This window comes from Paenibacillus sp. CB74 (assembly GCF_055687625.1).
Genome location: NZ_CM146009.1, coordinates 610,560 through 632,954 on the forward strand (window position 1 = coordinate 610,560; position 22,395 = coordinate 632,954).

Genomic DNA, 22,395 nt, shown 5'->3' on the forward strand with positions numbered 1-22,395 from the left:
CATGCCGATTAACAAAGATCTCAAAAAAATCCTGGTGATTGGTTCCGGTCCAATCGTCATCGGTCAAGCGGCCGAGTTCGACTATGCCGGTACACAAGCTTGCCAGGCTCTGAAAGAAGAAGGCGTGGAAGTTGTACTTATCAACAGCAACCCGGCGACCATTATGACCGATACTAACATGGCTGACAAAGTCTACATTGAGCCAATCACACTGGATTTTGTAACCCAAATCATTCGTCAGGAGCGTCCAGACGGCTTGTTGCCAACACTGGGTGGTCAGACAGGTCTGAACATGGCTGTGGAACTGGCACGTGCAGGCGTGTTGGAACGTGAAAATGTAAAATTGCTCGGAACGCAGCTGACATCCATCGAGAAAGCGGAAGATCGTGATCTGTTCCGTGACCTGATGCGTGAACTGGAACAGCCTGTACCTGAGAGTGTGATCGTAACGACACTCGAAGAATCACTTGAATTTGCAGCTGAGATTGGCTATCCAATCATCGTTCGTCCAGCCTATACGCTGGGCGGAACAGGCGGCGGAATCTGTGCGAACGAAGAAGAACTGCGCGAAACTGTGGCAGCGGGAATTCGTTACAGCCCAATTGGGCAATGTCTGGTCGAGAAGAGCATTGCAGGCATGAAAGAAGTCGAGTATGAAGTTATGCGGGACAAAAACGATAACTGTATCGTTGTCTGCAACATGGAAAACTTTGACCCGGTAGGTGTTCATACAGGCGACAGTATCGTTGTAGCACCAAGCCAAACCCTGTCGGATCGTGAATATCAAATGCTGCGTTCAGCTTCACTGAAGATCATCCGTGCCTTGAACATCGAGGGTGGATGTAACGTACAGTTCGCACTGGACCCACACAGCTTCCAATACTATGTTATCGAAGTTAACCCACGGGTAAGCCGTTCATCGGCGCTGGCTTCCAAAGCAACGGGTTATCCGATTGCGAAAATGGCTGCCAAAATTGCCATGGGTTACACACTGGACGAAATCGTGAACCCGGTAACAGGCCAAACATATGCTTGCTTCGAGCCAACATTGGATTATATCGTGAGCAAAATCCCACGCTGGCCGTTCGACAAGTTCATCTCGGCGAACCGTAAACTCGGAACTCAGATGAAAGCAACAGGCGAAGTAATGGCCATTGGCCGGACATTCGAAGAGTCGATTCACAAAGCCGTGCGCTCCCTGGAGATTGGTGTACACCGCCTTTACCTGAAGGATGCCGAAACGCTGGATGAAGATACGCTGAACGAGCGTCTGATCAAAGCGGATGATGAACGTATCTTCCTGATTGCCGAAGCATTCCGCAGAGGATATACGCTGCAACAACTGCAAGACCTGACCAAGATTGACTGGTGGTTCCTGGACAAAATCGAGGGTCTGATCGCATTCGAAGATCGTATTCGCGAAGAATCCGAATTGTCTTCCGATGTTCTGTATCAAGCGAAACGCCTTGGATTCACGGACCGCGCCATTGCCGAACTGCGTGCGCAAGGTCAACCTGGTGGCACATTAACGACGGAAGCGGAAGTTAGAACTCGTCGGGAAGAAGAGAACCTGCGCCCAGTGTACAAAATGGTAGATACGTGTGCAGCCGAGTTCGAAGCAACAACGCCATATTACTACTCAACATACGAGACTGAGAACGAAGTGATCCCTTCCGACAAGCAAAAAGTTGTGGTACTGGGTTCAGGACCAATCCGGATCGGTCAAGGTATCGAGTTTGACTACTCTACTGTACACGCTGTATGGGCTTTGCAAAAAGCAGGATATGAAGCAGTCATTATCAATAATAACCCGGAGACGGTGTCGACGGACTTTAATACATCAGATCGTCTGTACTTTGAACCACTCTTCTTCGAAGATGTCATGAACGTGATTGAACAGGAGAAGCCAGTAGGCGTTATCGTGCAGTTCGGTGGTCAAACGGCCATCAACCTGGCAGCACCACTGCGTAATGCAGGTGTAACGATTCTCGGAACGGATCTGGAAAGCATCGATGAGGCGGAGGACCGCAAGAAGTTTGAGCGTCTGCTCTCCCGTCTGGAGATTGCACAGCCGAAAGGTAAAACGGTCATTTCCGTTGATGATGCTGTAGAAACAGCTCAAAGTCTGGGCTACCCGGTACTGGTTCGTCCTTCCTATGTACTCGGCGGTCGTGCGATGGAGATTGTATACTCTGATGCAGAATTGCTCACGTACATGGAGCAGGCGGTTAAAATCAATCCGGAGCATCCGGTACTGATCGACCGTTACATGATGGGTAAAGAAGTTGAGGTTGACGCCATCTGTGATGGTGAAACGGTATTGATTCCGGGCATTATGGAACATATCGAGCGTGCAGGAGTTCACTCTGGTGACTCCATCGCGGTATATCCTCCTCAACACCTGTCCCAGGACATGAAAGAGAAAATTGTAGAGATTACAATCAAAATTGCGAAAGAACTGAAAACGGTAGGTTTGGTCAACATCCAGTTTGTTATCCATGATGGCCAAGTGTACATTATCGAGGTAAACCCGCGCTCATCCCGTACCGTACCATTCTTGAGCAAAGTAACCAACATTCCGATGGCGAACCTGGCAACACAAGCCATTCTGGGTGTAAAACTGAAAGATCTTGGTTATGTTGACGGGCTATGGCCTGAGTCGGACCATGTATCTGTCAAAGTTCCGGTCTTCTCCTTCGCGAAGCTGCGTCGTGTAGAACCAACCCTCGGACCTGAGATGAAATCCACAGGTGAGGTTATGGGTCGTGACCCGAATTACGCTAAAGCGTTGTTCAAAGGTCTCATCGGGGCAGGAATGAAAATTCCGGCAACCGGAGCCATTGTCGTGACTGTAGCAGACAAAGACAAGGACGAAGCTGTACCATTGCTCGAAGGTTTCTACAGACTGGGATACAAACTCATGGCTACCGGCGGAACTGCAGCTGCGCTTGAAGCAGCGAACATTCCGGTAACGACGGTGAACAAATTAAGCGAAGGTTCGCCGAACATTCTGGATATGATTCGCAGCGGCGAAGCGAACTTTGTCTTCAACACACTCACCAAAGGCAAAACACCACAGCGTGACGGATTCCGTATTCGTCGTGAAGCGGTAGAGAATGGTATTGTATGTATGACTTCACTGGATACGATTCGTGCGCTGCTGATCATGCTGCAAACAATCAACTTCTCTTCAGAAGCAATGCCTGCCTTTGTAAAATAAATATTCACTGATGAAGGACATCAGTCAGCCTGCGGGCTGGCGAGATGTCCTTTATATCGGGCAAAAACGGAAAAAATGAGCAAGTGGAGGGGAGCGCTGGTGATGAATCACGCGAGTTTCAATGAAATGGCTGGCCGTCTGATGGTGGCACTCGATTATCCTGGAGCGGAAGAAGCGAAAGCATTGGTACAAGCTCTTGAAGGCATTCCCTGTTATCTCAAGGTGGGAATGCAGCTGTTCTACGCAGCAGGACCGGACTTCATTCGGGAGCTGAAATCTAAAGGGTATTCCGTTTTTCTGGATGTGAAAATGCATGACATTCCCAACACCGTTCGTGGCGGTGCTGAGAGTATCACGCGTCTTGGGGTAGACATGTTTAATGTGCATGCCGCGGGTGGAACGATCATGATGCGTGCTGCACGTGAAGGTGCTGAGGCAGCTATAGCCGCCGATCCTTCCTTACACAGACCCGAGATTATTGCGGTCACCCAACTGACCAGTACAAGTCTGGAAACGATGAACAACGAGATTGGCATCCTGGGCAGCGTGGAAGCTGCTGTGGTCCGTTATGCAGGACTGGCCCAAGAGGCCGGATTGGATGGGGTTGTTGCTTCTCCGCTGGAAGTGCCCGCAATTCGGGCAGCGTGTGGCAGTGCTTTTCACACCGTTACACCAGGAATTCGTCCAGCAGGTAGTGGTCTGGGAGATCAGACACGTGTCTTGACGCCAGGTGAAGCGATCGCCAGAGGAAGCCATTACATTGTTGTAGGCAGACCGATTACAGGCGCTCCCAATCCGCGAGAAGCGGCAGAAACCATTTTGAAGGAGATGTTGAACGCATGATCGAACTGAATGAGATTCCGAACCATATTGCTTCCCAACTGTTGAAAATTAAAGCCGTGGCATTGCGTCCGCAGCAGCCATTTACATGGACTTCCGGTATCAAATCACCAATATACTGCGATAACCGCTTAACGATGTCCTATCCCGAGATTCGCAACGATATTGCTGAAGCCTTCGCAACGATTATTCGTAACCAATACCCGGAAGCAGAAGTCATTGCGGGTACGGCAACCGCAGGGATCCCGCATGCTGCCTGGGTGGCTCAGAAGCTGAATCTGCCGATGGCCTACATTCGTGATAAAGCGAAAGGACACGGTAAGGAGAACCTGATTGAAGGTCTGATTACCGAAGGACAAAAAGTAGTTGTCATTGAAGATCTGATCTCTACAGGTGGCAGTTCCATCAAAGCAGCAGAAGCTGTACGCGTAGCAGGTGCAACGCCGCTCGCAGTGCTTGCCATCTTCAGCTACCAGCTCGATAAGGGTGTTAAAGCCTTCGAAGATGCTGGAATTCCGCTTCAGACGCTGTCCAATTACACGGCGCTGATGGATGTGGCTCTGGCTCAGGGAACGATTCAGGAGAGTGACTTTGAGTTGCTGAAATCCTGGCGTGAAGATCCTTCTTCATTTGGAAAATAATATCATTGCATAATGCAATATGTGTTCAATGTTAAACGGTATCAAAATTGTAATGATTGCCGTCACAGCGGCAAAACCATCGAATATGCAAGAGGCATCCCATACATTGGGGTGCTTTTTTCGTTTGTTCATCAAAATATTAACTTTTTCCCTCTACCGTTGTAAAAAGCTTGTAACTTTTAGTTGTGATCGGTCGTTTATAATTCAGTGTAGGTTGGAACAGATTTCTAATTTTAGGTTTTTTGAAGAAGTGAACGGGATATGAAGAAAGGATGAGCGTGATTGCTGGCATGAAGAATTTATTTCTCAGAAAAAGACCTGCCAAGAGCCAGTCAGGCGATGAAAATCAACAGGGGGAAGCAGAGCTGGAGGCACCGACGGTTTCGGGAGAACATACATACAACAATGAACACGATCATCCGTCGAGTGAACCTCTGGTACCTGAAAGTGAAATCGCTTCAGATGAAGTGGCTGCAACTGCTGTCACTTCCGTTGATAACCCCCCGAAGAAGATCAAACCGAAGAAGGATATATTGCCTCCATATGATGGACCTGTACTGGAGGTGCGTAACGTGCATCGCAGTTTCCAGACAGGCAGTCGTATCATCCATGTGCTCAAAGGCATTGATATGGAAGTGAATCCGCAACAACTGGTCATGCTGAAGGGGCGATCTGGCTCAGGCAAAACAACGCTGCTGAATATGCTCGGTGGATTGGATCAGCCTTCAAGTGGAGACATTCTGTTCTCCGGCCAGCCTCTTCAGGATTGGGGAGACCGGCGGCGGACCGCTTTGCGGCGCAAAGAGATCGGTTTTATTTTTCAGGCGTATGCACTCATGCCCTTATTGTCTGCTTGGGAAAATGTAGAACTGTCGCTGCGAATGGCGGATGTTCCGCGAGCGGAGTGGAAGGACAGGGTTGGTCACTGTCTGGACCTGGTTGGACTATCCAAACGGGTGAAGCATCGACCTTTCGAGATGTCCGGGGGAGAGCAACAGCGGGTAGCTATAGCCAAGGCTATTGCCCACAGACCCAGATTGTTGCTTGCGGATGAGCCTACAGCGGAACTGGATTCCAAGATGGGCGCTCAGGTCATGGCCGTATTCCGCAATATTATTGAAGTAGAACAAGTAACGATATGTATGACTACACACGATCCTACAATTTTGGAGGTTGCGGACCATGTTTATGAAATGGCGGACGGCAGATTTATCAAGTAAAGGGGCCGCTCCGAAGAGGGGGAAACGCGCAGCGCTTATTGTACTTGGTGCGATAATGGTTGCAACGATGTCTGGCTGCTCATTGCTGCCGTCAGAAACAGAGGAAGAAGTGCTTCCGCCAATTACACCACCAACGATCTCTAAGAAACCGGAATATGAAGTCCGGACTGAAACGTTGGAGAAAAGAGTAAGTGGAAGTGGCAAGATGATGAGTCAGCGGGAAGAGAAGGTGTACTTCACGCTTGATGGCATGCATGTCAAAGAGTTAAATGTTAAACCAGGAGATAAAGTGAAAAAGGGTCAACTTCTAGCCGTGCTCGATGTGGAAAGTGTGGAGAAGGAGATCCGTGGCAAGAAACTGGCTATTCGCAAATCCGAAGTTCAAATGAAGGAAACACTCCGCAAAAAAGATGAGATGGACCCTGTAGAGTTCGAAGAGGCGACCATTGCGTTTGAAGAACTACGCCAGGAACTCGCCGATCTGGAAGCGCAACTGGGCAAAGCTACGTTGACTGCTCCGTTCGGTGGTACCGTAATTGCTGTGCAGGTTGAGAAGGGCGCAGCCGTGAAAGCGTATGACCCGATTGCTACGATTGCGGATACATCGAATCTGGTTGTGGCAGCTACCTTTGCAAAGGAAGATCTGGAGAAGTTCTCAGCCGGTATGAAGGCAGAAGTGGACATTAATGGAGCCGGTAAAGTCGCTGGCAAAATTAAAGTCATGCCTCTGGCTGAAGCATCGGGAAGCGGCAGTGGCGAAGGAACGGGGGAAGGCGGGACGCCTCCAACGAAGGAAACGCTGGATAAGTATGTAATCGTTACACTTGCAAAAATGCCAAAAGGCGTGGAACGTGGCACACCTCTATCGGTCTCTATTGTGACGCAGCGTACCGAGAACGCGATTGTGATTCCTGTATCCGCTTTACGCTCCATCGGTTCAAGAACGTATGTACAAGTCGTGGAGAGTGATGGTAGCAAGCGTGAAGTGGACGTTGAAGTGGGCCAGCAGACATCGACAGATGTTGAGATTCTGAAAGGTCTGACCGTAGGCGAGAAAGTAGTGGGACGCTAATGGGGCTGCCATTGCTTCGACTGCTGTTCCGCAAAATGTGGAACACGCGCTGGATGACCTTCAGCACATTAATCGGATTAATTGTGGCGGTTGCGTTCACCGTCAGTATTCCCATGTATGCCGATGGTGCACTGAAACGGGTCGTCGCGCAGACGTTACAGGATAATAGTGAAGGATTGCCAGCGGGTTCGTTGCTCATGAGTTATCAGGCACCTGGTGGTGTGAAGACAGACACAAGGGGTCTGGATGAAGTAGATCGATATATTCGTGAGGATGTTCCTCGCGAGATCGGTTTCCCATTCCATACGTATGTGAATGCCAGATCCATTCGCAGCACCGAGGTGAGTCCAGAGGATCCAACCAAAGTGGACGCCAGCCGGGTGCGCAGTATGAGTATGGGCACGATGAGTGGACTGGATGCACAGGTGAATTACTCAGCCGGAGTGAAACCTGGCAATCAGGTCAAGGACGATATTATCGAGGCAGTCATGTTGGAAGAAGGCATGTATCGTAACGATCTGCATATCGGTGATATTCTGGAATATCCGGTATACAGCGGTCTTGATATTACGTTGCGTGTGAAGATTACGGGGTCTTTCAAAGCAGATGATCCAAACAGTCCTTACTGGGTACAGGGATTTGACGGTATGATGAATGGACTTTATGTGGATGAATCGGTTTTTAATGATGTTTTACTGAAAGAAAAAGGCATCCCACTTCAAAACTCACGTTGGTACTATGCCTTCGATCTGAAGGAAATTCAAACCAGCCAGCTATCAGGTCTGACTTCCATGCTGGAAAGGCTGGATATCGATCTGTATCAGCGGCTGAAAGATACAAAAGTGGACATTACCTTCGGTGATCTGCTCAAGCAGTTCCGCAGTCAGAGTCTGCAATTGCAGACGATGTTGTTTACCTTGGCAGCACCGATGATTGCGATGGTCTTTTATTTTATTGCTATGAATGCCAGACAGTCATTACAGAAGCAAGAGAGTGATATTGCGGTATTGCGCAGCCGTGGAGCTTCCGCTCGGCAGATCTTCTCTCTCTACCTGCTTGAAGGTATATTTTTGGGCGCTATTGCGCTAATTATCGGGCCGTTGCTCGGTTATTTTATGGCCAAGAGTATTGGTTCAGCGAGTGGATTTCTATCCTTTGTTGATCGAAAGTCGATTCCGATTGGCGTATCCAAAGAAGCCATTCTTTTAGGTGTAGCAGCAGTGCTTGTTGCCATTATTGCCTCCCTGATCCCTGCGATAACCTATGCACGGGCAACCATTGTATCAGCCAAACGGCGGCAAGCACGTACAGACCGTGCTCCAGTATGGCAACGCTGGTTCCTGGATGTTGTGTTACTGGGTCTGGCTGGATATGGATACTACCTGTTCTATGAACGCCAGATGTTGACTTTCCAGACGGGAATGACAACCGATCAGTTACAGGTACAGCCGTTTCTGTTCTTTGTACCCGCACTCGCGATCTTTGCGCTCGGACTATTCTTCCTGCGTTTGTTCCCGTGGATATTGAAGCTGATTCAGCTGATTGGTCGCAAGTTGCTCCCGGTCCCGTTGTATCTGACATTAACGCAGCTATCGCGTTCATCTTCGTCTTATTATCCGCTGATGATCCTCCTTGTACTGACATTGGGACTTGGGGTGTACAACTCGGCTGCGGCTCGGACGATTGATCTGAATTCCACTGAGCGCACCTTGTACCGTTATGGTTCTGATGTGATTATGCAGACGGTGTGGGAAGGAACACCTGAGGTTAAACCCGGCGGTTCCGGGCAGAATGGCGGCACGGGTGGAGGTCAACAAGGCGGTGGTGGTACGGGTGGTGGCGCTCCCGGCGGAGGAAATGGCGGTGGTGGCGCTCCCGGCGGAGGAAATGGCGGTGGAGGTGCTCCAGGTGGTGGCGGCGGTTCTTCGCAGCCATCCAAAGTCATCTACTCCGAACCTCCTTTTGAAGTGTTCCGCAGATTAGATGGTGTCGAACATGCAGCAAGAGTACTGCAGACCAAAGGCAATATAATCGTCTCTGGTAAATCGGGCGGGCAGGGGATGCTGGTCGGGATTGATAATGTGGATTTCGCTCAAGTGGCTTGGTTCCGCAATGATCTGTTCCCGGCACATCCCTACAAGTACCTTGACTTGCTCGGCAAATATGAAGGGGCTGTATTGATCTCTTCCAAATTTGCTGACAAATTCAAGCTGAAAACCGGAGACCTCGTCTCCATGGGTATACAGGGACAGGCGATTGAATTCGTAGTCTTCGGAATCATTCCTTACTGGCCATCCCAGTATCCGGATCAGATGCCATTCTTCGTGGCTAATCTGGATTATATCTATGACCAAGTGCCTCTAATTCCTTATGAGGTCTGGCTGAAAATGGAACCGGATGCCAAAGTGGCTCCATTAATGGAGAAACTTGCAGCAGAAGGGATTGAGTTATCTTCTGTGCGTGACGTACGCACCGAATTGGTATCTCAGGGTAAACACCCATCACGAGGTGGCGTATTCGGAATTCTGAGCCTTGGTTTCCTGGTATCGGTGATTATCTCGTTGATTGGATACGTGCTGTACTGGTTCTTCAACCTGTCCGGACGTGTTGTGCAGTTCGGTGTATTACGTGCCATGGGATTGTCTCGTGCACAACTGAGCGGCATGCTGCTGCTGGAGCAGGTATTCACAGCGGGGCTATCGATCCTGTTAGGTATTGGTATTGGTCAGGTATCCAGTCGTTTATTCCTGCCATTCCTGCAAACGACGGATAATGTATCTGCTCAGGTACCTCCGTTCCGGATTGTCTTTGAGCAGCAGGATATGTTGCAACTGTATGGGGTTACTGTGGTGATGCTGGTCATTGGTGCAACGATGTTGCTCTGGCAGATTCGCAGACTGCGTGTTCACCAGGCGGTCAAAATGGGAGAGGAGAGGTAAACGTGATCCAATGCGAAGGACTTGTCAAAATTTTTAAATCCAGCGATGTGGAAGTCGTTGCCCTTCAGGGTCTCAACCTGACTGTCAATCAAGGTGAAATGATGGCCATCATTGGTAACAGCGGTAGCGGTAAATCCACACTGCTGAATATTCTGGGTGGACTTGATCGTCCTACGGCGGGTACGGCTGTTGTGGGAGACTGGGATTTGCTGAAGATGACAGATGCCCAATTGGTTGAATACAAACGTCATACGGTAGGTTTTATCTGGCAAAATAACGGTCGTAACTTGCTGCCTTATCTCACGGCATTGGAAAATGTGGAGACGCCCATGATTCTGGGAGGCAAGCGTGATCGTGCTTACGCGAAACAATTGCTCGAATGGGTAGGGCTTAAGGATCGGATGAATAACAAATTGCATCAATTGTCAGGAGGAGAGCAGCAACGGGTAGCGATTGCGATCTCCTTATCCAATCGTCCCAAAATTCTGCTTGCAGACGAACCAACGGGTTCGGTCGATTCCGAGACATGTGATACAATCATGGGCATTTTCCGAAAAATGAACAAGGAACTCGGCGTTACGATTGTCATCGTTACCCATGACTTGACGTTAGCTGGCAAGGTAGACCGGATCGTTGCGATCCGGGACGGCTTGACCAGTACCGAGTTTGTGAAGCGCAACCCGAATTTGGACGATGAGCATAGCTTATCCGAGACGGGTATGCCGGACATTCATGAAGCATTTGTCATTATTGACCGTGCTGGGCGGCTTCAGGTGCCAAAAGAGTATCTGGAGGCCTTAGCCATCGATAACCGGGCTACATTGGAATTTGACGGTGAACGCATTGTCATTACACCGCCAAGATAATTAATGAGGGGGAATTGGGAGATGAAGAACAGGTTGTGGGGAAAACGTGTGCTGGCTGTCATGGCTACTGCGACGCTTGCATTGCCGCTGATTGCAGGATGTACGGCAAGTGAGGCGAAGGATACAGAGCAACGTGTATTACGTGTGGCTACTATGTGGGGAGGACAAGACGACAGTTATTTCCGTCAACAATTTACCGATGCTTTTGAGTTGACCCATCCCAATGTAACCATTGAGATTGTAGCTGCCGTTGATCAGAGCAGCATGTATGGGTATGGCAACACCGAAGAACAGCAGGAAGTTCCGGATACGATGGAAAGTCTGAAGAAGATAATGACTGGCGATAATCCGGTTGACGTCATCGTGGCAGATACCTCTACAGTCAAATCATTAATTCAGGAGAATCTGGTGAAACAGCTGGATCCATTAATGCAAGAAGACAAGTTTGATACGACAGACATTGTTCCTAGTGTGCTGGAGGGTATCAAAGATCTGGGGGATCAGAGCATTTATGCATTGACACCAACGTTCTCCTCTTCCGCTTTGTTCTATAACAAGGGCATGTTTGAAAAAGCAGGCGTGGAACCGCCAACGGACAATATGACTTGGGACGATATCTTCAATCTGGGTACCCGACTTACAAAAGGCGAGGGTAAAGATCACGTATTTGGTTTCACCTTCACGACATATCAGGGTGGTTCGCCTTACTACTCCATGCAGCAGTACTATAGCGCGTTGCAACTGAAGACGTTCGATGACAAAGCAGAGAAGATGACCGTAGATTCTCCTCAATGGGAGAAAGTGTGGAGTACCATCAGCAAACTTGCCATTGACAAAGTCATCCCTAAAGGAGACGAACCGCAGGATCAGAATCCTAGCGGACGTTATGATCCAATACAGGGTGACCTGTTCCTGAGCGGCAAGGCAGCCATGGCTATTGGTGATTACAGCTATATTAATCAATTAATTGATGCCAATAAAAATGCAGATAAAATGAAAGACTTTACGAAAGTGGATTGGGATGTAGTTACACCTCCAGTTCACCCGGAAGCTCCTGAAATTGGAGGTAGCATCTACCTGAGCAATCTCATGGCGATCAATAGTGCGGCTCAGAACCCGGATGATGCGTGGGAACTGATCAAGTACATGAACAGTGAAGATTGGGCTAAAATCAAGGCGCGTAGCAGCTATGAGATGGTGTCCCGGAAGAGCTTCATCAAGCCAAAAGATGGCTTGGATTACAACATACAAGCTTTCTATTCTTTGAAGCCGATTCCGCCAACGAATACCAACCTGGATAAAATGTATCAAAAATCCCCAGGTCTATGGCAAGTGAACGAAAAAGGCATGGAATATTTCAATCAGGTTCTCGAGAACAAAAAGACACCAAAAGAAGCACTTGGTGAGTGGGCAGCTAAAGGAAACGAGATGCTGGAAAAATTGAAAAAGGATCCTAAAGCTACGTTTCAATGAGAAATGAGAGTTGATTGAGTAGTTTTATTATAAGGATAGCCGCTGAAGATTTTATCTTTGGCGGCTATTTTTATGAAAATGGGGTATTCTACAAAAAGCAGGAATAAATGACGACTCTGGAAAGGACGAGCGGTATGCACTGGGTATATTTCAGCAAGTTGTATGCAACCAAATTTCAGGCAGGATGTCTGGCCAAGCGTATGGAACAGGATGGATGGATATATGGTCATAATGAACCGGCGGAAGTGGAAGTTTATCGATCACGCAAGGGTCGTTACGGTGTGCGATTTATTCCCTGACATTACCCCTTGACTTATAGGGTAACAATAGTGTATATTAATTAAGTCGCTGTTTTAATATTTCTTACTGACGCGGGGTGGAGCAGCCCGGTAGCTCGTCGGGCTCATAACCCGAAGGCCGCAGGTTCAAATCCTGCCCCCGCAATTTAGTTTCACTTGGATGATTTACAGCCATCATCTGCACGTTATACATTATGTCTAGGGCCCTTAGCTCAGTTGGTTAGAGCGGTCGGCTCATAACCGATTGGTCACAGGTTCGAGTCCTGTAGGGCCCATACTCTTGAAACCCTTGCCTAGCAAGGGTTTTTTTCTGTCTGCAATCAGCTGCTAGAGGAAATGCGTAACTTTGTTGTTGGTATCTTTCTAATATGCCCTTTTTTGTGAAAGTCAATGTATGTCCATGCCATATCTCAAATCTCGCATATACTACCTTATCCCAACCCATAGGAGGTAGATTTCATGAGTCAATTTATTGATGCAAGAACTTCGCAGAATGCGAGCTTGGCGAACTCGATCGCAATACCAATCCTTGTTATTAACACGCCACAATTATTTGGCCAGATCGGTCTAATCACAGGAGGCAGTATTGGAGCTAACCCGCGGGTGCAATTTACGGGAACGGTATCTGTGCAACTGCCACTGGCACTCGTGGGTATAACGATTACGATTGTCAGAGGAACTTTGTCAACAGACCCAGTTATATATTCGGCAACTTCAACTTTCAATTTAAGTGTATTGGCACCTCAGGTAATTACGTTCTCGGCAAGTGACTTCGATCCGCCAGTAACCCCTCAATTGACGTACACGGCATTTATCAGCTCCAACTTGCTTGGTACGATCCGTGTAGGACCTGAAAACTTTGAGGGAGCTTTGTATTCGGACTAATGTTACCATCCTTGTTTTAAAAATATATTAATAGTCTTCTTAATGAAAAGACTCACAGACCTGCCCTCAAAAGCAGGTTTTTTTCGTGTTTAAGAGGGGAAACTGATCTTCATCGAGTAGGCAGGGTTCTATGATATAATGCATGTACAGAGATTGATTGGCATTGAAAATAAGTAGTGTCTAGAACATCCGAGAATCTTATGAAATTAGTGATAGAAAGCAGGTTTCCATTTTAATGACGTCAAATGAAAGTCAACGTTTTCGTTACAGTGAAGCTCCGGTCTGGGATTGGCAGAGAGCCTATTATGAACAGAAGGGCTTGCAAGCTTGGACAGAGAATCAAGTCCCACAATATATTACCAGTAATCCGATGATTGCCACGGCGTATGCAGAGATGATTTTTGGATTTCTTCAGGATCTCGCGAACAAGGGACAGATCACCGAGACCGTCACCATTCTGGAACTTGGGGCAGGAGTCGGGCGTTTGGCGCATCAAATTCTCTTGAAGCTGCTGGAACTCAAACAATTTGCGGGAATACAGTTACCACCTTTCAGATATGTAATGACCGATCTTGTAGCGGAGAATGTGCTCGGTTGGCAAGAGCATCCATCCATGCAATCCTTTATTCAACAAGGCATAGTGGATTTTGCACGTTTTGACGCTGTAAAGGATACAGAATTAAATCTGGTCGTCGCAGGCACGGTTATACGGCCCGGTGATCTGAAACAACCGTTGTTGCTGATTGCCAATTACTTTTTTGACAGCATTCCGCAGGAACTAATCTATATTGGGTCTGGCGAGATATATGAGTGTGATCTGCTCGTTCAGTCTCCTGATCGTCGTCATGATCTGGATCCCGCTGAGATGTTGAAGAACATGACGCTCAGTTATGAGTATCGCCGGGCGCCTGAATACAGTGCAGATAACTATCCATACAAGAGCCTTATCACATTGTACAAAGAGGAGCTGGAGGACTCGCACATCCTTTTTCCCGCAATTGGCTTGTCCTGTCTTGAACGGTTAAACAAGCTGTCGCAGTCAGGTTATGTGTTGATTACTGCTGATAAAGGGGATCATCGTCTGGATAACTGGAAGTTCGCAGAGCCACCTGAATTCGTTCTTCATGGAAGTTTTTCTTTGACAGCCAACTACCATGCGATTCAATATGTTTTGGAACAACAGGGAGCACATACTCGATTCACAACACATCATTATAAAGATCTGAATGTCGGGTGCATGTTGATGGTGGATGAACCAATCAGTTTCGTGAACACACGTCTGGCCTATCATCGATTTGTGGAACGTTTCGGACCGGATGACTTTTTTAGCATGAAACAATGGGTAGACTCTCAAATAGAGACTATGGAGTTGAAGCATATATTGCCGTTCTGGCGTCTGGGTGGATATGACGCTGAGTTCTTAATCCATAGTGCGACGCACATCTCCAGTCTTCTTCCTGATGCAAGTGATGAGGAAATGCTCGATATTCAGTCTGGTATTCATACGATGTGGTCGTCCTATTATGTGATGGAACAGCAAGGGGGGCTTGCATTTCTGGCAGGGCAGCTATTATATGAAATGTATATGTATGAGGATGCGAAACGGTTTCTGGAGATATCATTGGTTGCAGATCCAAGTAACCATAATCCAGCCGTCTTGTACGACTTGGCCGTGTGCTGTTATGAACTTGAACTGGAAGAAGAAACACTTTCCTATACCCATCAAGTGCTCGCTCTGGAACCGCAACATGAAGAGGCGGCAGCGTTGCTCCAGAGTTTTGAGTTAATCTGAACGGAGCATTGTAGTCTTGTCTCCTATATGTATAGAAATAGGGATGGTTGTATATAAAATTGAAACCTAATTGGGTTTTAATCGTATTAATGGGATATTAAACCAATCAACTATTTCAACAGAAAAGGAGACAACGGTATGAAAAAAGCCTTATCCGTTGCATTATATCCATTAATGTGGATTGTGGGTGCGTTTAGCGTGCTGTCTGTTAATGCGAATAGTGCCGCAGGCAGCGCCCTCTTTGTGAAAGACATCGGTACAGATCGAAGCTATGATGGGCAGGCTATATATGATAGTATTGAACGTAGAAATGCCTAACTACATAGCACTGAACTGTAAAGGTAATTGATTTATCGAACAATAACATGAGAATCAATTACTCTTGAAGCAAATACGATGCGCATGAATACTGCTCGTACAACCTTTAAGCCGGTTTCGTACCTTATTCAGGTATGAACCGGTTTTTATTATTGAACGGGGGATACCGAATGAAAATTATCATTGGACAACCCAGGCTGGAACAGCATCTGCTGCAGCTTGAAGCCGAACTTAAGCAACACCCAGATGCGGATATAATATTCTATCCTGAAGGTTATCTCAACCAGAATGTCGAAGACGCTTGCCGCTTGGCGGCTGAATACGGAACCATGATTGTATCAGGTCATCGCAGGTTGCAAGAACGTCCGAAGGACCGATCGATCATCATCAGTAAAGCTGGAGAGATTGTATTGGAGAAAGCTAAATATACACCTGCTGAGACGATCGTGGAACAGGGGTGGAAAATAAGCACGTTGTTGTGTGATGAGCTTGTCCTGCAAGGATTTTCCAACGAGAGTATAGGAAATGTGGATATTGTGATGCATTCCATTGGTGTGGGGATGTTCAGTGAAGAGCAGTACAGTGAGTGGGTTGAAGAGGCGAGTAAGATCGCCATGCAGCAGCATTGTATTGTCATGGGGACAAGCCATGCGGATGGTTCCTACCGCGACAGCGAGATCTCCATTCCAATTTCCTATTGTATAACACCTGATGGCGAGGTTGTTCTGGCATCCCGAAGTGATACACGTACTCGTACAATCCTTCTAGACAGAGGAATTACGGAGCCTTCATCTAAGGAATCAGAAGAAAAACAATTGAAAATCTCCATCGCCCCATCCAGTTAAAATAACGGGTATGAATCCAAGATGAATGGGCTGTTGAACTTGCCGATTCGCCCGGTCACTTGCACAGAATACGCATATGTTATGGCATACCTTGAAATTCAAAGGAGGCCAATCAAATGAGTCAAGTTGGATACGGTTGTGGCAATGTTGGTGGATTCGGTGGATGGACTTCTACAAGTGCGATTCTCGTGCTTTTCATCCTGCTCGTGATCATCACAAAATCTTTCTGGCTGTAAGTCACGTATAGTAACGTGTAAACAGTGGCTCCGCTGAGACTTCAGCGGGGCTTTTCCTATAAATAAGAAACAACATATGTCATCCATGACATTTGACAACTGAAAACAATGTGCTTAAAATCACATAAGAGACTATTAACAGAGATTGAAGGGATAGCAATGCCGTTTATTCGCTTTAAAGGATTTACAGGTCCTCAACTAGAGGAAGTTGTACCGCAAATTACAGAGCAGATGGCCCTTATTACTCATATTCCACGGGAGAGAATGAAGGCAGAGCGTCATGATGTACAAGCGCTAACACCTTCTCCGGCTTCTATAGAGATTTTGATGTTTCAACGTGATCAGGAGGTCCATAACCGGATTGCATCGTCGTTGCAGGCTATTCTGGAAGAAGCGTACATGCCGGATGTACATATTTTCTTCAACATATTGTCACCCACCTTGTACTATAAACAAGGCAAGCCGCTGACAGATTATCGATTGGATTGAGATTGTATGGGACGAGCAGAGGATGCTCGTCTTTTTGATTTACATATTTTTCGTATGTTTAGCAATGGGCTGGCTCCTGTGAACCGTGCCGAGTAATAATGAGCATATTGCAGACGCGAGGAATAAGGCTCCACCAATGAGGTACACCCATTGAACGCCCAGCTGATCAGCGGCTAGACCAAAGATAACTATGGACACACTCGTAACCGTGGAGATCAGGACGCCATGTGTGGCGTATACCTGGGTTAGAGATTCGACAGGGACACTGTTCTGAAGCGCTGTCTGCTGAGCCAGATTACGAATCTGATGAACTGGACCCATGATAATGCATAACACCAGAGCGAGCCATGGCAGGTTGTTTATACCATAAACGATGGTCAGCATGCTCAAGAGAAGAGAACACATGGTCATGCTAGCGATTAAATGCTTCCTAATCCGTTTGGCCAGTGCAAGAGCCAGCATACCTCCAAGCATGGTTCCAACAGCGTAACTCGAGTTCATAAGTCCCCACCAGCCTTCTCCTCGTGCCAGAACTTCTTTTGCAAAGGCCAGCGTTATAGCTCCAATCCAGATCGAACCCGCAAGTGCCTGGGCAATGTCCATAAGCGTGATCAGTCGTAATGTTGGATTCTTCCGGAGCATACTCCAGCCTTCCCTCCATTCGTGACGCGGTACATCAGATTCCTGGGATTGTTCTATACCGCGTGTGAGCGAGCCAAGGGCAATTTGGAAAATTAGAACGGCCCAGGACAGGCTTGTAGCTGCCCAGAAAGTCTGTGACGCCCCCCAGTTCATCACGGCGAATCCCGTCATGGCGTAACCGACAATGGTTACAGTCTGGTTGGAGAAAATGAGGAGGCTATTGGCTTTTGCAAGATCTTCTCCCTGAACCAATTGTGGTGTCAAAGCATTCAGTAACAGAGATTCCCATCCATTCAAAAAGGATAGTACGGCCATGCCGATCAATAGAAGCGGTAGCTGTGAAATTAAGTGACTCAATGAAATGGCTACACAGGTCATGATGAATGTTTTGGCTATGGAAATGCGGATCAATAGTTTGGAGAATGGGAAATGGTTCACAAGTAATGACAAAGTGAAACCTGCTGTTATATGTGTAATGATCTGAATTAGTGGAAACATTGCAGCATAGAGTACCGATCCAGTGTGACTGTAAATCAACGTAGTAATGACCATGATATATATGACATTAATAAGCGAGAGCAGCGTTTTGGCGGCCCAATACGGATAAAATGCGATGTTCATGCCAGTGATGTCCTTTCCGAAACGATATATCTATATTACGGGCATTGTCATCATTACACCACAAACAAAGTTATCATTTTCCCGTCATTTCAGCACAAAAAAAGAAACTGCCCAACAGGGCAGTCATCTTCTAATGGTTAACGTTCATGCCATAGTGAGTGTGAAGGCGATAAGTAACATCAGCAGGCTGGTCGTTCTTACCATCGTCATATAAGGCCTGCTGGGTTCGGCCTCACCGCGGAAAATCCAGCCATAGCGCAGATACCAGCCGAATTTTGGGAAACAGAAATTGATGATACAGAGTACCATGAATATAAAAAAGAGGGTTCTCATACCCATCTTCCTTTCTTACTTACATACATAACAATCTCATCTTAACGTTTACGTCTGGTAAAAAAGACTACGATCAAAATAATAATGATGATGATTAACAGAAATTTCATGCGTATTCCTCCTGATGACAGATAGGTTAATGTCGAATGTTAGTTATCAACTATTACCCATAAACCACACGACTTGAATAACTGTGTTACAATTAAAATATATTGTTCCAATATCAACACATACCATTTGGTTAGTTGTATCTCCATATAATGTACGAATACAGACTATATAAACATTAACGTGTGTGAGATGAAGGAGGAAGGCATGAGCCAACATAATCAACTCCCATTACAGTGGGAATTTATCATCTCGAAAGTGAAATCCTCCGTGACCGTGGTCGATGCTACCTTGCCTGAGCTTCCGCTCATGTATGTAAACGAACACTTTACTCGGCTGACAGGATACACGTATGAAGAGTCTGTAGGACAGAATTGCCGATTCTTGCAAGGACAGGACACAGACCCCGAAACAGTAATGCAGATTCGTGACGCATTAAAGAAACAGCAGTCCATTAAGATTGATATCTTAAATTATACAAAAAGTGGCCAGAAGTTCTGGAACGAACTGAATATTGATCCGATCTTTAATGAATCTGGAGAGTGTTTATATTTTGTAGGCATTCAATATGATATCTCAGAACGGAAGTATGCCGAACAACAGTTAAAATTCGCAACTTCCATGGCTGAGATGAACAGCAGAGGGCAATTGGAATTCATCGGAAAGCTGAATCACGAGCTTCGTACCCCGCTCAACGGCATTATGGGAATGATCGAACTTGCCAGTATGGGTGAAATTACGGATGAGCAGAGAGAATATCTGGAGCTTGCACGTCAATCGAGTGAGGCGTTGCTTAACATCGTTAACAATAGCCTGGATATGGCGAAACTGGGCAGAGGCAAAATGGATGTCGAAAACATTGAGTTTCAACCGCTGAAGCTGATTCAACAGATTGTAAAGACACATGAGCCTGCAGCGCGGAATAAACACATACGTTTGCTCTGTCATGCTGATCTGAATGTTCCCGATGTGCTTATCGGCGACCCGCTAAGACTTCGGCAGGTACTGGATAATTTGCTGAGTAATGCGATCAAGTTCACGGAACAAGGTGAAGTGCAGTTACAGGTGGATGTGAGGAAACAAATCATGGATACCATAGTTTTGGTATTCTCTGTGCGTGATACGGGAATTGGCATTCCTCAGCATCAGATCGAACAATTGTTTGATGCATTTACCCAGACGGACATCTCCCATGCGCGTCGATTTGGCGGAAGCGGGCTGGGGCTGACCATCTGCAAAGAACTGCTGGAACTGATGAATGGCCAGATTACAGTAGAGAGTACCGAGGGAATAGGTACACAGTTTGAGGTGACACTGCCTTTACTGCGCCAACAGGCCATTCCCAATGTAGGATAATCAAACAAGCAGGACAGCCGGGAGGTCTCGGCTGTTTTTTTTATTTTTTTTATTGTTTTGCGAACGGGCGTTCTGTTATAATGCTAATGTTGAATGGGGGAGACACAGCATGAGTAAGAGACGCACTGGACGAAAACGAAAAGGTAAACAAGGCTTCAAAAAGCAGTTACTGACACTGGTAGCGATGCTGCTGGTAGCCCTCTACGCCTGGGCGGGGGGAGAATGGCCGGAGGAGATACCTAACCCATTCGGAGGAACGAATAAGAGTGTAGACCATACCATTACGTTTCCTTCTGAGCGCTATCCCGAAACAGCCAATCATATTAAAGCTGCCATTAAGGCAGGGCATTCGGATGTATGCACCATTGATCGTAGTGGAGCTGAGGCCAATCGGGATCTATCACTCAAGGGTGTTCCGGTCAAAAAAGGTAAGGATCGTGACGAGTGGCCTATGGCGATGTGCGCTGAGGGTGGGACAGGTGCAGATATCCAATACATTACCCCGAAGGATAATCGTGGTGCAGGTTCATGGGTAGGGAATCAGTTAAGTACATATCCGGATGGAACGCGAGTGAAGTTTGTAGTGAAGTAACAAAAAGAGAAAAACCAGACGTGCATGCGTCTGGTTTTTTGGTATGATGTGCTGGCATAAATAGATTTAATTAACGTATCTATACGGGAACTAAGTTTCTAGGATTACAGAACCGACTATACGAGTTGCATTCCACTTAAATGATGAGACCGGATGCTTAACAGACGTGTAACATGTTCAACCTCATCAAACGGTATCCACAGACTTCCGTGAACGGTACGTAAGGAGAGAATCGATGTATCAGCGGTTCGCTCGGGATAACCGGTTACCGTCTGACCGCTTGTATTGCGAACCATGATCTGTTGTTTGCGCCGGATGGCAATTTCTACCTCTTTTTTCATAAGTCATTGCTCCTGATTATGAGATGTTAAATCCATATGTCAATGTTTTCAATGGTTAATTTGTCTTCTTTATCTAGTCTATCAGAACTAGGTATAGATTTCCAGAAGAGAAATCAACATTCTTCTAGGTGATTTGTCTTAGCTGTGGATGATCCGTTTTTGAATGGGGATTACGGGGTTATATTAGGGTAAAAGGAGGGGAACGGAATGACACAATTGATTATTGGGCTGGCCCGTACCGAGAACGAGGCTATAATCATGCTGAATAAGGCTAAAGAGGAAGGCATCAAGGATAAATATCTGGGAGCCGTGGCGAAGGAACAGCTTAATCTCGAGCTGGTGAGCGAGAAGACGGGGCTGCCCAAACCATTAAAAGGTGCAGGAACGGATGGTGCCTTTGGCGCGCTAAAAGGGATATTGGCTGGTCTGGGGAAACGGATGGATCAGACGATGTCGATCGGAAAAGCAGTACGCAGGCTCGCTGGTAATGAGATTGGGAGTGAGACCGATGATTTGGTGCTTACACTGACTGAAGCGGGGATCTCGGAAGAAGACGCACGGTATTATGAAGATTGGTTGTTAAAGGACCATATCTTGGTTATCGTGGAGTGCAGTGAGGAAGAGGCGGCCCGTGTTCGACCGATTTTACTTTTTTAGTTTAATTTAAGGCTGATTTTAGGTTTCTTTAATGTTGGGGAGGTATTCTTATCTCACACCTCCCTTAATATAGATTGGTTTACCGGAAGTCCGGGACCGCAACTCGGACTTTCTAGGCACTGTGAGCTGACGCTTACAGTGCCTGTTTCATTTTTTTATTATTTTTAATAAAAGTGTTGCAAAGTTGATTAGTTCATGGTAAGATATTTCTTGTCGCCAAGAAATACATAATTCTGCCGGGGTGGCGGAATTGGCAGACGCACAGGACTTAAAATCCTGCGGTAGGTGACTACCGTACCGGTTCGATCCCGGTCCTCGGCATACATTAAGAAAAGGAAACTCCTTGATACATAAGGAGTTTTCTTTTTTTATAGTTTGGATTGAAATTGCCCGAGTCACAGGGATTGAGCGAGTGGACCAGGTGATAAAGTTGCTGGAAGACTACAAACCGCAATATGTTGAACTTTTGAAACAGGCGTTTGTCGAGAAGAAGAGCTGGCAAGAGATAAAAATCATAACACGCGTATCAAAGGCCTAGTTCTATCGAAGACGTGAGAAGGCTATGCGGATATATTTGAAATTGGAAAAATAATTCGGGGACTCATAGTCT

At 46.8% G+C, this 22,395-nt stretch carries 21 protein-coding genes and 3 tRNA genes; 21 read left to right on the top strand and 3 right to left on the bottom strand.

Features of this window, described 5'->3' with window-relative positions:
• Position 1: 1 nt before the first annotated feature.
• The 17 genes from carB to ACX9NY_RS02795 all read left to right on the top strand — a co-directional run bounded on the left by carB (position 2) and on the right by ACX9NY_RS02795 (position 17,135).
• The gene (carB, locus tag ACX9NY_RS02715; protein WP_339235868.1) at positions 2 to 3,220 is read left to right on the top strand and encodes a carbamoyl-phosphate synthase large subunit; all 3,219 of its coding nucleotides are present in this window, start codon (positions 2 to 4) and stop codon (positions 3,218 to 3,220) included.
• 102 nt (positions 3,221 to 3,322) lie between these two features.
• A complete protein-coding gene (gene pyrF, locus ACX9NY_RS02720) occupies positions 3,323 to 4,063 on the top strand; it encodes an orotidine-5'-phosphate decarboxylase (protein ID WP_339256390.1) in 741 nt (246 codons plus the stop codon).
• Entirely contained in the window at positions 4,060 to 4,701 is a 642-nt protein-coding gene (gene pyrE / locus ACX9NY_RS02725; RefSeq protein ID WP_339235861.1) for an orotate phosphoribosyltransferase, read from the top strand. The genes pyrF and pyrE overlap by 4 nt, the downstream gene beginning before the upstream one ends.
• Before the next feature lie 272 nt (positions 4,702 to 4,973).
• Positions 4,974 to 5,921 carry an ABC transporter ATP-binding protein gene (locus ACX9NY_RS02730; RefSeq protein ID WP_339256388.1) on the top strand — a complete coding sequence of 316 codons (948 nt, stop codon included), beginning with the start codon at positions 4,974 to 4,976 and terminating at the stop codon, positions 5,919 to 5,921.
• Positions 5,884 to 6,993: an efflux RND transporter periplasmic adaptor subunit gene (locus tag ACX9NY_RS02735; protein WP_339235857.1), complete on the top strand. Its 1,110-nt coding sequence runs from the start codon at positions 5,884 to 5,886 to the stop codon at positions 6,991 to 6,993. Before ACX9NY_RS02730 ends, ACX9NY_RS02735 begins: the two co-directional genes overlap by 38 nt.
• Complete coding sequence (locus ACX9NY_RS02740) at positions 6,993 to 9,932, top strand: ABC transporter permease (RefSeq protein ID WP_472476985.1); 2,940 nt, start codon at positions 6,993 to 6,995, stop codon at positions 9,930 to 9,932. Before ACX9NY_RS02735 ends, ACX9NY_RS02740 begins: the two co-directional genes overlap by 1 nt.
• A gap of 2 nt (positions 9,933 to 9,934) precedes the next feature.
• A complete protein-coding gene (locus ACX9NY_RS02745) occupies positions 9,935 to 10,798 on the top strand; it encodes an ABC transporter ATP-binding protein (protein WP_339235853.1) in 864 nt (287 codons plus the stop codon).
• 21 nt (positions 10,799 to 10,819) lie between these two features.
• The gene (locus ACX9NY_RS02750) at positions 10,820 to 12,271 is read left to right on the top strand and encodes an ABC transporter substrate-binding protein (RefSeq protein ID WP_339235850.1); all 1,452 of its coding nucleotides are present in this window, start codon (positions 10,820 to 10,822) and stop codon (positions 12,269 to 12,271) included.
• A gap of 107 nt (positions 12,272 to 12,378) precedes the next feature.
• Positions 12,379 to 12,570, top strand: a complete 192-nt coding sequence (locus ACX9NY_RS02755; protein WP_339261571.1) for a hypothetical protein — start codon at positions 12,379 to 12,381, stop codon at positions 12,568 to 12,570.
• 71 nt (positions 12,571 to 12,641) lie between these two features.
• Positions 12,642 to 12,715: transfer RNA gene (locus ACX9NY_RS02760), tRNA-Met, on the top strand.
• A 56-nt stretch (positions 12,716 to 12,771) separates the two neighbouring features.
• Positions 12,772 to 12,845, top strand: a tRNA-Ile gene (locus tag ACX9NY_RS02765).
• Between the two features lie 184 nt (positions 12,846 to 13,029).
• Positions 13,030 to 13,455 (top strand): hypothetical protein, encoded by a 426-nt coding sequence (locus tag ACX9NY_RS02770; RefSeq protein WP_339235847.1) that lies wholly within the window; start codon positions 13,030 to 13,032, stop codon positions 13,453 to 13,455.
• A gap of 235 nt (positions 13,456 to 13,690) precedes the next feature.
• Positions 13,691 to 15,247 (top strand): tetratricopeptide repeat protein, encoded by a 1,557-nt coding sequence (locus tag ACX9NY_RS02775; RefSeq protein ID WP_339235844.1) that lies wholly within the window; start codon positions 13,691 to 13,693, stop codon positions 15,245 to 15,247.
• Positions 15,248 to 15,385: 138 nt separating this feature from the next.
• Positions 15,386 to 15,565, top strand: coding sequence for a hypothetical protein (locus tag ACX9NY_RS02780; protein WP_339235841.1), 180 nt, complete (start codon positions 15,386 to 15,388; stop codon positions 15,563 to 15,565).
• A 170-nt stretch (positions 15,566 to 15,735) separates the two neighbouring features.
• Positions 15,736 to 16,410: a hypothetical protein gene (locus ACX9NY_RS02785; protein WP_339235839.1), complete on the top strand. Its 675-nt coding sequence runs from the start codon at positions 15,736 to 15,738 to the stop codon at positions 16,408 to 16,410.
• Positions 16,411 to 16,526: 116 nt separating this feature from the next.
• Positions 16,527 to 16,646, top strand: a complete 120-nt coding sequence (locus ACX9NY_RS02790; protein WP_253439256.1) for a YjcZ family sporulation protein — start codon at positions 16,527 to 16,529, stop codon at positions 16,644 to 16,646.
• A gap of 159 nt (positions 16,647 to 16,805) precedes the next feature.
• On the top strand, positions 16,806 to 17,135 hold the full coding sequence (locus ACX9NY_RS02795; protein ID WP_339235837.1) for a DUF1904 family protein: 330 nt from the start codon (positions 16,806 to 16,808) through the stop codon (positions 17,133 to 17,135).
• Between the two features lie 39 nt (positions 17,136 to 17,174).
• Here the strand turns inward: ACX9NY_RS02795 and ACX9NY_RS02800 are convergent, their stop codons facing one another.
• The gene (locus ACX9NY_RS02800) at positions 17,175 to 18,398 is read right to left on the bottom strand and encodes an MFS transporter (protein ID WP_339256385.1); all 1,224 of its coding nucleotides are present in this window, start codon (positions 18,396 to 18,398) and stop codon (positions 17,175 to 17,177) included.
• A 144-nt stretch (positions 18,399 to 18,542) separates the two neighbouring features.
• A complete protein-coding gene (locus ACX9NY_RS02805; protein ID WP_223868844.1) occupies positions 18,543 to 18,737 on the bottom strand; it encodes a DUF6199 family natural product biosynthesis protein in 195 nt (64 codons plus the stop codon).
• A 309-nt stretch (positions 18,738 to 19,046) separates the two neighbouring features.
• Between ACX9NY_RS02805 and ACX9NY_RS02810 the strand changes: the two genes are divergently transcribed.
• On the top strand, positions 19,047 to 20,195 hold the full coding sequence (locus ACX9NY_RS02810; RefSeq protein ID WP_339235832.1) for a sensor histidine kinase: 1,149 nt from the start codon (positions 19,047 to 19,049) through the stop codon (positions 20,193 to 20,195).
• Positions 20,196 to 20,304: 109 nt separating this feature from the next.
• Positions 20,305 to 20,787 carry a NucA/NucB deoxyribonuclease domain-containing protein gene (locus tag ACX9NY_RS02815; RefSeq protein WP_339256383.1) on the top strand — a complete coding sequence of 161 codons (483 nt, stop codon included), beginning with the start codon at positions 20,305 to 20,307 and terminating at the stop codon, positions 20,785 to 20,787.
• A 116-nt stretch (positions 20,788 to 20,903) separates the two neighbouring features.
• Here the strand turns inward: ACX9NY_RS02815 and ACX9NY_RS02820 are convergent, their stop codons facing one another.
• Positions 20,904 to 21,128 (bottom strand): hypothetical protein, encoded by a 225-nt coding sequence (locus ACX9NY_RS02820; protein WP_339256381.1) that lies wholly within the window; start codon positions 21,126 to 21,128, stop codon positions 20,904 to 20,906.
• A 207-nt stretch (positions 21,129 to 21,335) separates the two neighbouring features.
• On the opposite strand from ACX9NY_RS02820, the gene ACX9NY_RS02825 reads away from it, so the two are divergent.
• Positions 21,336 to 21,785 (top strand): hypothetical protein, encoded by a 450-nt coding sequence (locus tag ACX9NY_RS02825; protein ID WP_339256380.1) that lies wholly within the window; start codon positions 21,336 to 21,338, stop codon positions 21,783 to 21,785.
• 235 nt (positions 21,786 to 22,020) lie between these two features.
• A tRNA-Leu gene (locus ACX9NY_RS02830) sits at positions 22,021 to 22,106 on the top strand.
• The last annotated feature ends 289 nt before the right edge of the window (positions 22,107 to 22,395 follow it).